At 72.3% G+C, this 444-nt stretch carries 1 pseudogene; it reads left to right on the top strand.

Annotated elements, in window-relative coordinates:
* A pseudogene (locus KSY82_RS10240) lies at window positions 1-378 on the top strand (IS30 family transposase); the annotation flags it as partial.
* Between the last annotated feature and the right edge of the window lie 66 nt (window positions 379-444).

The raw sequence follows: 444 nt of genomic DNA, 5'->3' as shown, positions 1-444 counted from the left end.
GCGATCGCGGCGCTGCTCGGCGAGGGGCCGGGCGAGACGAGGCTGTTCTACTGCGACCCCGGGCGAAGCGACCAGAAGGGCGCCTGCGAGCGCAACCACGTCGAGATAAGGAAGCTGCTGCCCAAGGGCGCCGGAATCAGGTTCGACCGGCTCTCCCCGGCCGACCTGGCGCTGGCCATGTCGCACGTGAACTCCGAGCCCCGCGGCGCGCTCGGCTTCGCGACGCCCGCCCGCGCCTTCAGGGCGATGCTCGGGGACGACGCGGCGGCGCTGCTGGACGCCTACGGCGTGGAGGACGTGCCGCTCGGCGAGCTCGACCTGACGCCGGGACTGATAGGGCGGGCGCGCGCAGAGAGGGGCGATGCCCCGCTGGCCTAGCCTAGAAGGAAAAACGGAATAGACGGACCGGCCGTCCGGCTGAGTCTGGGAAGAGGTGCCGGGCGG

Origin of the sequence: Collinsella aerofaciens (genome assembly GCF_019131995.1) — a bacterium.
Classification (GTDB): domain Bacteria; phylum Actinomycetota; class Coriobacteriia; order Coriobacteriales; family Coriobacteriaceae; genus Collinsella; species Collinsella aerofaciens_S.
This window is presented reverse-complemented; position numbering and strand designations above follow the sequence as displayed.